The organism is Kitasatospora sp. NPDC001539, assembly GCF_040298565.1.
Lineage (GTDB): Bacteria > Actinomycetota > Actinomycetes > Streptomycetales > Streptomycetaceae > Kitasatospora.
In genome coordinates this window covers 1-8787 of the sequence record NZ_JBEPAK010000274.1, presented here as the reverse complement: position 1 = coordinate 8787, position 8787 = coordinate 1, and the positions used below count along the sequence as shown (strand labels likewise).

Sequence of the window (8787 nt, the reverse complement as noted above, 5' to 3'; positions counted from 1 at the left end):
GCCCGGCGCCCCCCCCCGGCCGGCCCGGCCGGGCCACTGGCCCCGGCGACGGCGATGACCTTGCCGGCCAGCTTGGTGTCGGGGGTGGTGGTGGTCACGCGGCAACTCCCTGGATACCGGCGCCGGTGATGCCGGCGGTGGCGGCGATGACGCCGCTGAGCTTCTTGGACAGGGCCTCGTAGAACATGCTCAGCGGGAACTCGTCCGGGAGCACGGCGTCGCACAGCGCCTTGTTGAGGGCCTTGCCGTCGGTGATGTCGAGCGGCAGCGCCTCCGGGCCCTTGGCCCAGGTGGAGGCCGGGTGCGGGGTGAGGTAGCGGGAGACCAGCTGGTAGGCGGCGATCCAGTGGGCCGGCTTGGGCCGGTCGATGCCGTCGCGGTAGAGGGTCTCGATCTCGCCGCAGAGCGCGTTGGTGACCTGCTGGGCGCGGTCCCAGTCGATGCTGAGGCGGTTGTCGCGCCAGCGCAGCGCGTCGTGCTTGTGCAGGTAGGCGAAGAGCAGCTGGCCGCCGAGGCCGTCGTAGTTGCGGACGCGGTCGCCGGTGACCGGGAAGCGGAACAGGCGGTCGAAGAGGATCGCGTACTGGACGTCGCGGGCGTGCGGGTTGCCCTCGGCCTCGAGCTTCACCGCCTCCTTGAAGGTGGTGAGGTCGCAGCGGAGCTCCTCCAGGCCGTACATCCAGAACGGGCTGCGCTGCTTGATCATGAAGGGGTCGAACGGCAGGTCGCCGTGGCTGTGGGTGCGGTCGTGGACCAGGTCCCAGAGGACGAAGGTCTCCTGGGCGCGGTGCTGGTCCTCGAGCAGGCCCTCGGCGTCGGCCGGGATCTCCAGGCCGAGCTGCTGGACGGCGCTGGTGGTGACGGCGCGGAAGCGGGCGGCCTCGCGGTCGCAGAAGATGCCACCCCAGGTGAAACGTTCCGGCGCCTTGCGGACGGCGACCGTCTCGGGGAAGAGGACGGCGGAGTTGGTGTCGTAGCCGGCCGTGAAGTCCGTGAAGGTGATCGGCACGAACATCGGGTTGTCGAAGCGGGTGCGCTCCAGCTCGGCCAGCCAGTCGGGCCACACGACGCGCAGCAGCACGGCTTCCAGGTTGCGGTCCGGGTTCCCGTTCTGGGTGTACATCGGGAAGACGACCAGGTGCTCCAGGCCGTCCTCGCGCTGGTCGGCGGGCTGGAAGGCGAGCAGCGAGTCCAGGAAGTCGGGCTCCCGGAAGCCGGTGTCGGCCCACTTGGCCAGGTCCGCGTCGACGGCCGCCAGGTACGCGGCGTCGTGCGGGAAGTTCGGGGCGAGTTCCTTGACGGCGGCCCGGACGGTCGCGACCAGCGGGTCGACGGTGTGCCGCTGGACGGCGGACAGGTCGATCGAACCGTCCTTGGACTGCAGCGGGCGCAGCGCCTCGACGGCTTCCTTCAGGCGCAGCCACGCCGGGTGGGCGGCGAGGGTCGAAACCGGGGCGTCGGCCGCCGCAGCGAGCCTTGGCGAAAGATTCTGCATCGTGGACTCACTTCGGCAGGAGTTATTCAACGAGGACACCATAGATACGAAAGGTTCTCCCGTTCAAGGGGGGTCGGACGGACAAAGCTCCGGCGTCCTGGCGCCACAGCCCGAAATCCTGCGCCGGGAACCGCAGTCCGGCATGTGGACACTGATCTGGATGTCCTGGACAGATGTGCTGCTCTGATGCGAACCTCCCGGCATGTTCCCGGCGGTGATCACGGTGGCCGAACGCCACGACGGCCCGTACCGGCCGCGCTCCCGTCGGCAGACGGCGCGTCGGCAGACCGGCCGTCGCTGTCGCGCGGGCGGCCGCGGCGACCGCTGTCGTCCCTGGTGTTGACCCGGTCGCGCCGCCGCCCCTGTCACGCTGCCGAGCCGGCCGCGGTCGGCGGTCCGCCACCGTGTCGATTCGCCGCCCTGTCGAGCCGGCCCGAGGACCCCGCGCACGCGGGCCCGTACGCCGACCATGCCGTGTGTGTCCCGGCGCCGCCACCGGGGAAGTGACCCGCCGGGACGCGTCCCGCCCCGCCCGCGGCGCCGAGCCCTTCCTCTTCCACCCCGTCCCGCTTCGCCGCCCTGCCCGGTCCTTCCTCTGGAGCGCTGCCATGACCCTCCGCAAGCCGTCCGCCGCACTGCCCCTCGCCGCCCTGGTGATCGCCGCCACCGCGCTGACCTCGTGCGCGCCGCAGCAGGCCGGGTCCGGCGGGTCCGCCGCCTCGGGGACGGCGGGTGCGGCGGCGGCCTGCGCGCCCGGCGCGCTGGCCACGCGCACGGCGGGGAAGCTGACCGTCGGCACCGACCAGCCGGCCTACGACCCGTGGTTCTCCGAGGACAAGCCGGAGAACGGCAAGGGCTTCGAGTCGGCCGTGGCGTACGCGGTGGCGGAGAAGCTGGGCTACCCGAAGGAGAAGGTCGGCTGGGTGGTCTCGCCGTTCGGCAAGGCGACCGCGCCGGGTGCCAAGGACTTCGACTTCGACATCAACCAGGTGTCCATCAGTGACGAGCGCAAGCAGGCGGTGGACTTCTCCTCCGGCTACTACGACGTGCGTCAGGCCGTCATCGCGCTGAAGAACTCCAAGGCCGCGAACGCGAAGAGCATCGCGGACCTCAAGGACACCAAGCTCGGTGCGCAGGTCGGCACCACGAGCCTGGACACCATCACCGGCACCATCAAGCCGAACAACCGGCCGGCCGTGTTCGACTCCAACGACCTGGCGAAGGCCGCGCTGAAGAACGGCCAGGTGGAGGCGTTGGTGGTGGACCTGCCGACGGCCTTCTACATCACCGGCGCCGAGGTGCCGGAGGCCCAGGTGGTGGGCCAGTTCGAGGCCGCCTCCGGGAGCGAGCAGTTCGGCCTGGTGCTGGACAAGGGCTCGCAGCTGACCTCCTGCGTGTCCCGGGCGGTGGACGCGCTGCGGGCGGACGGGACGCTGGCGAAGCTGGAGAAGCAGTGGCTGTCGGACGCCGTCTCGGCACCGGTCCTGAAGTGAGCGGGGACGCGCGGCCGGCCGGCCCGGTCACTTTGACCGGTCCCCCGGAGCAGGACGACGACGGGTACCGCCCGTCGGCGCGGCGGCTGGCCCACCAGGCGTACCGGCGCCGCCGGGCCCGGCGTTCGGCGCTGGTGGCGACGGCCTCGACCGTGGTGACGGCGGCGGCGCTGTACCTGCTGGTCGTCAACTCCCCCGGCTGGGAGGTGACGCGGAAGGCCTTCTTCAACGCGGACTACGCCCGCCAGGCGCTTCCGGAGGTCCTGAAGGGCCTGCGGCTCAACCTGGAGCTGATGCTCGGCTGCGGGGCGCTGATCCTGGTGTTCGGCCTGCTGCTCGCGGTGCTGCGGACGCTGCGCGGGCCGGTGTTCCTGCCCGTGCGACTGCTGGCCACCGTGTACGTCGACTTCTTCCTCGGCCTGCCGATGATCATCTGCCTGCTGGTGATGATCACCGGGGTTCCGGCGCTGCGGCTCAGCGGGGTGACCACCGATCCGCTGCTGCTCGGCGGGGCGGCGCTGGTGCTGACGTACTCGGCGTACGTCTCGGAGGTGTTCCGCTCGGGCATCGAGTCGGTGCACCCGAGTCAGCGGGCGGCCGCGCGGTCCCTGGGGCTGACCAACGCCCAGGCGATGCGGTACGTCGTGCTGCCGCAGGCGGTGCGGCGGGTGGTGCCGCCGCTGATCAACAACCTGGTCAGCCTGCAGAAGGACACCGGGCTGGTCTCGATCGGCGGGGCGATCGACGCGGTGTACGCCGCGAAGATCATCGCGGCGCGCTCCTTCAACTTCACGCCGTACCTGGTGGCCGGGCTGGTGTTCATCGCGCTGACCGTTCCGCTGACCCGGGTCGCCGACTGGCTGACCACCCGGATGAACCGCCGGCAGCTGCAGGGAGGGGCGGTATGAGCGGCACGGAGGTGCTCCGGCTGGAGTCGGTGCGCAAGACCTTCGGCGGCCAGGTGGTGCTGCGCGACGTGGACCTCGTGGTGCCCGAACACTCGGTGACGGCGCTGATCGGGGCGTCCGGCTCCGGGAAGTCGACGCTGATGCGGTGCGTCAACCTGCTCGAGGGGATCGACGACGGGGCGATCTTCCTGGACGGCGAGGAGATCACCGACCCGCGCGCGGACGAGGACGCCGTGCGCCGCAGGATCGGGGTGGTGTTCCAGTCGTACAACCTGTTCCCGCACATGACGGTGCTGGAGAACATCACGCTCGCACCGCGTCGGGTGCACCGGGTCGGACGGGCCGAGGCCGAGGCGCGGGCGCTCGAACTGCTGGACCGGCTCGGGCTGGCGGGCAAGGCGAAGGAGTACCCGGACCGGCTCTCCGGCGGGCAGCAGCAGCGCGTCGCCATCGTCCGGGCGCTGGCGGCCGGCCCCCGGCTGCTGCTGCTCGACGAGATCACCGCGGCGCTCGACCCGGTCCTGGTGGGCGAGGTGCTGTCGGTGGTCCGGGACCTGAAGGAGCAGGGCATGACGATGGTCCTCTCCACCCACGAGATGGGCTTCGCACGGGAGGTCGCCGACCGGGTCTGCTTCCTGGACGGCGGGGTGGTGCTCGAACAGGGGCCGCCGGAGCAGGTGTTCGGGGATCCGCGCGAGGAGCGGACCCGACAGTTCCTCCGCCGGGTGGTCGCCTCGGGCCGGCTCCAGGGCTGAGCGGGCCCGGGCGGCGGTCGGGCCGGGTCGGCGTACGGAGCGCGTGGCGCCGCAGTGCGCCCCGCGGTGCGGAGGGCCGGGTCGCGGTGCGGGGAGCGGGTCGCGGTGCGAGGAGCCCGGTTGCGGCCGGGTCGGCGGGTGGTGAGAAAGGGGCCGCACCACAGCGGGCACCACTGTGCGCCCCCGCACGCGCCTGTCCACGCCGGGGCGGCAGCGGTGATCATGGCCGGACGACCGTCGCTGCGCCCGTCGCCCCGGGAGGTTGCCGTTGTCCGGACCGAACCTGGTCGACTGGCTCCTCGCCCTCGTCACCGCCGCCGCCGGCGTCCACTGCCTGACCCGCCTGCGGAACGCCGCCCCTGGCGCCGACCCCGGCCGTCGGCGGCATGCCCGGGAGTCCGACGCGGCCGAAGCCCTGATGGGCTTCGGCATGGCGGCGATGGCCGTCACCGGAGCGACCGTGCCCGCCGTCGTCTGGGCCGGCCTGTTCGGACTCCCCGCCGCCGCCTTCCTGCTCGCCGCGCTGTACGCACCGACCGGCCGAGCGCACCGGCTGCACCATGCCATCGGCGCGCTCGCCATGACGTACACCGCGCTCGCGATGACCGCCTCCCCGGTGGGGCACCACCACCACGCCGCCGTGCTCGGAGCGCCGCTGCTGACCGGTGCCCTCCTGCTCTACTTCGGCGGCTACTCCCTGTGGGCCGGCGCCCGGCTGCTGCCGGCCGGCACCCTGGTGCTCGGTACCTCCGGCCTGCCGCAGGCCTGCCGGCTCACCATGGGCATCGGCATGTTCGCCATGCTCCTGACCATGTGACGGCCGCCTGCCGTGTGACGCCGGCCTGACCATGTGACGGCCGCCTGACCATGAGGCGCCGGCCCGGCCGTGCGGGGCCGGCCCGCCCGCTCCCCGCGGCCGCCGGACGCTCCCCAAGCGCCGCACCCGCGCGTGGCGTTGGTCACTGGCTCGTCGAAAGCCGTTCCACGGGACGTCGACAGCGCATAGGTTGGCAGGGAGCGCGTTGCCGCGCTCCGCGCGTACCCGGGGAGTCCATGGGATGACCGCCCTGATCTGCCTGCTGCTGCTCGGGCTGCTGCTCTCGACCGTCGCGCCCCGCCGGCTGGCCCGGGCCCGGTGGGTCGAGCGCGAGCCCGTGCTGGCACTGCTGGTGTGGCAGTGCCTGGTGACGGCCGTGCTGCTGTGCTGCGCGCTGGGCCTGGTCCTCGCGGCCTCCGCCGCCATGCCCGAGCTGCGCGCGCTGGTGTTCGCCGGCGCCCCGCACGGCGTGGAGGCCGCGTACGGTCTGCAGGACGCCGAGGGCTGGGGCCGGCTGTGCGCCGTCGTCCTGGCGGCGGGCGCCCTGCGGACGGTGCTGGTGCTCACCCGGGAGGCCCGGGCGGCGAAGGCGCTGCGCAATCGACGGCACGCCCAACTGTCGACGCGCGCGCCGGAGTTGCCCGAGGCGATCTCGGCCGCGCGGAGCCGCCGGGAGCGGCTGGTGGTGCTGGAGAACGTCCGCCCCGAAGCCTGGTCACTGCCCGGCCCGGACTCCCGCCTGGTCGTCACCACCGGCGCTCTCCAGCAGCTCACCGACCGGGAGTTGGCGGCCGTGCTGAGCCACGAGCGCGGTCACGTCCGGGCCCGGCACCACCTGCTCCAGCAGGTCGCCCAGGCGCTGGCCGCCGGCTTCCCCGGCGTCGGCGTCTTCAGCGCCTTCCGGGACCAGGTCGAGGAACTGATCGAGCTGGCGGCCGACGACCGGGCCGCCCGCCGCCACGGTCGGCACACCACCGCCCAAGCGCTGGCCGAACTCAACCTGGACCGCGGGGTGTTCGGCTCCTGTCCGCCCGGCCTGGCGCAGTCCCCCAAGCGGGTCGACCGACTGCTCGCCGGCCGTCCGAGGCTGTCGGTGCCGCACCGGCTGCGGCTGACCCTGTTCGCCCTCGCCGCGCCCGCCGCGGCCGTCCTGCTGGCCGTCGCTCCGGGGCTCAACTCGCAGTTCTGACAGAGGCGGCACGGACGCCCGGTCAGTCCGTGGAGGGCTCCGAGCAGACCGGCCCGATCTCCCCGACGAGGGTGAGCGCGAGCACCTCACGGTGGAGCGGCCTGGCCTGCTCGTAGCGTTCCCGCCCGGCCTCGGTGAGGGTCAGCATGATCCCCCGCCGGTCGCTCTCGCACATGGCCCGGGATACCAGCCCGGCCTTCTCCAGTCGGGCGATCAGCCGGGAGAGGGCGCTCTGGCTCAGGTGGACGGTGGGCGCCAGCTCGGCCACCCGCAGCGCGGGAAGGCCCTCGGCCTCGCACCCTTCCACCAGGCGCTCCAGCACCTCGAACTCGCTCATGCCCAGCCCGTACTTCTCGCCCAGCTCGCGGTCGAGCAGGCAGGCGGTGGCGGCGTGGCGGGCCAGCAGGTCGCGCCACTGCGCGACCAGACCGGCGTCGGTCGGCGAGTCGAGCGCCCGGGAGTCGAGTTCTGCCACGCGACGACCCTAGCACATGCATCGGCAATTTATGCGTTCACATTTAATTCATTTGCATTGAATGCACGTGCATGTACTGTCCTCCCCATGACCACCGCGACCGTCACGTCACCCGACGCACCGTCAACCAGCGGGCTGCACTGGACACCCCGCCTCTGGGGCACCCTGATCGTGCTCTGCGCCGCCATGTTCCTGGACGCCCTGGACGTCTCGATGGTGGGCGTCGCCCTGCCCTCGATCGGCTCCGAACTGCACCTCTCGACCTCCACCCTGCAGTGGGTGGTCTCCGGCTACGTGCTCGGTTACGGCGGCCTGCTGCTGCTCGGCGGTCGCGCCGCCGACCTGCTCGGCCGCCGCCGGGTCTTCCTGGTCGCCCTGACGGCCTTCGCCGTCGCCTCGCTCGTCGGCGGCCTGGTCGACGACGGCGGTCTGCTGATCGCCGCCCGCTTCCTCAAGGGGGTCAGCGCCGCCTTCACCGCGCCCGCCGGCCTGTCGATCATCACCACGACCTTCGCCGAGGGCCCGGCCCGCAACCGGGCGCTGTCGATCTACACCACCTGCGGCGCCAGCGGCTTCTCGCTCGGCCTGGTGCTGAGCGGCCTGCTCACCTCCGTCGGCTGGCGCTGGACCTTCCTGATGCCCGTTCCGGTCGCCCTGCTCGCCCTCGCCTTCGCGGTACGCCTGCTCCCCCGTCCGACCGAGCAGCGCGCCGAGGGCGGCTACGACGTGTTCGGCGCGATCACCGGCACCGCGACCGTCCTGCTCCTGGTGTTCACCGTCACCGAGGCCCAGGGCGCCGGCTGGCTGAGCCTGCGCACCCTCGGCTCGCTGGCCGTGGTGATCGCGCTGGCCGCGGCCTTCCTGCTGATCGAGAGCCGCGCCGCCCACCCGCTGGTCCGGCTCGGCATCTTCCGCAACGGCTCGGTGGCCCGGGCCAATGCGGTCGCCTTCGCGATGACCGGCGCGTACGGCGGGTTCCAGTTCGTCGTCACGCTCTACCTCCAGCACCTGCTCGGCTGGTCGGCGCTGCAGATGGCCCTCGGGCTGCTGCCGGCCGGTGCGTTCATCGCGCTGTCGGCGCCGTTCATGGGGCCGATCGTGGACCGCTTCGGCACGGCTCGGCTGCTGCCGATCGGGCTGCTGGCGCTCGTCGCGGCCTTCGCCCTGTTCCTCCGGCTGGACGAGCACAGCTCCTACCTGACGCTGGTGCTGCCCTCGATGCTGCTGCTCGGCATCGGTTTCGCGCTGGCCTTCCCCTCGGTGAACATCGCCGCCACCGACGGGGTGGCCGACGAGGAGCAGGGCCTGGCCTCGGGCCTGGTGAACACCGCGATCCAGGTCGGCACCGCCGTGGTGCTGGCCGGGGCGACCGCCATGATCACGACCGGCAGTGCGGGCGGTGACAGCCCGCAGGCACAGCTGGACGGCTACCGGCCGGCGCTGGCCTTCGTGACGGCGGTCGCACTGACCGGCCTGCTGATCGCCGCGCTGGGCGCTCTGCTGCGGCGAGGAGGGACCTCAACGCCCATGCCCGTGCCCGGTTATGACGAGGCGCCGGTCGCGCCGACCACGGCCCGGACCGAGGTCCTGGCCAGGCATTGACCGGGCCGGCCTCCGCCCGCGACCGACCTCCGGCCGCGGGCCGCCGGCGCCGG

The 8787-nt window shown here is 72.8% G+C and carries 8 protein-coding genes; 6 read left to right on the top strand and 2 right to left on the bottom strand.

From position 1 onward, the window contains the following. Positions 1–94: 94 nt before the first annotated feature. Positions 95–1495, bottom strand: coding sequence for a DUF6421 family protein (locus ABT247_RS28875; protein ID WP_350748132.1), 1401 nt, complete (start codon positions 1493–1495; stop codon positions 95–97). 608 nt (positions 1496–2103) lie between these two features. Here ABT247_RS28875 and ABT247_RS28870 point away from each other — a divergent pair. The 5 genes from ABT247_RS28870 (at position 2104) to ABT247_RS28850 (ending at position 6657) form a co-directional block, all read left to right on the top strand. Next, entirely contained in the window at positions 2104–2988 is an 885-nt protein-coding gene (locus tag ABT247_RS28870; RefSeq protein ID WP_350748129.1) for an ABC transporter substrate-binding protein, read from the top strand. A gap of 32 nt (positions 2989–3020) precedes the next feature. Next, a complete protein-coding gene (locus ABT247_RS28865; RefSeq protein WP_350748127.1) occupies positions 3021–3896 on the top strand; it encodes an amino acid ABC transporter permease in 876 nt (291 codons plus the stop codon). Then, positions 3893–4651 carry an amino acid ABC transporter ATP-binding protein gene (locus ABT247_RS28860; protein ID WP_350748125.1) on the top strand — a complete coding sequence of 253 codons (759 nt, stop codon included), beginning with the start codon at positions 3893–3895 and terminating at the stop codon, positions 4649–4651. Before ABT247_RS28865 ends, ABT247_RS28860 begins: the two co-directional genes overlap by 4 nt. A 268-nt stretch (positions 4652–4919) precedes the next feature. Further along, entirely contained in the window at positions 4920–5468 is a 549-nt protein-coding gene (locus ABT247_RS28855; RefSeq protein ID WP_350748122.1) for a DUF5134 domain-containing protein, read from the top strand. Between the two features lie 241 nt (positions 5469–5709). Beyond that, entirely contained in the window at positions 5710–6657 is a 948-nt protein-coding gene (locus ABT247_RS28850) for a M56 family metallopeptidase (RefSeq protein ID WP_350748120.1), read from the top strand. A gap of 22 nt (positions 6658–6679) precedes the next feature. Here the strand turns inward: ABT247_RS28850 and ABT247_RS28845 are convergent, their stop codons facing one another. After that, on the bottom strand, positions 6680–7132 hold the full coding sequence (locus ABT247_RS28845; protein WP_350748119.1) for a MarR family transcriptional regulator: 453 nt from the start codon (positions 7130–7132) through the stop codon (positions 6680–6682). An 87-nt stretch (positions 7133–7219) separates the two neighbouring features. Here ABT247_RS28845 and ABT247_RS28840 point away from each other — a divergent pair, with 87 nt between their 5' ends. After that, positions 7220–8734 (top strand): MFS transporter, encoded by a 1515-nt coding sequence (locus ABT247_RS28840; RefSeq protein WP_350748117.1) that lies wholly within the window; start codon positions 7220–7222, stop codon positions 8732–8734. Positions 8735–8787: the final 53 nt, after the last annotated feature.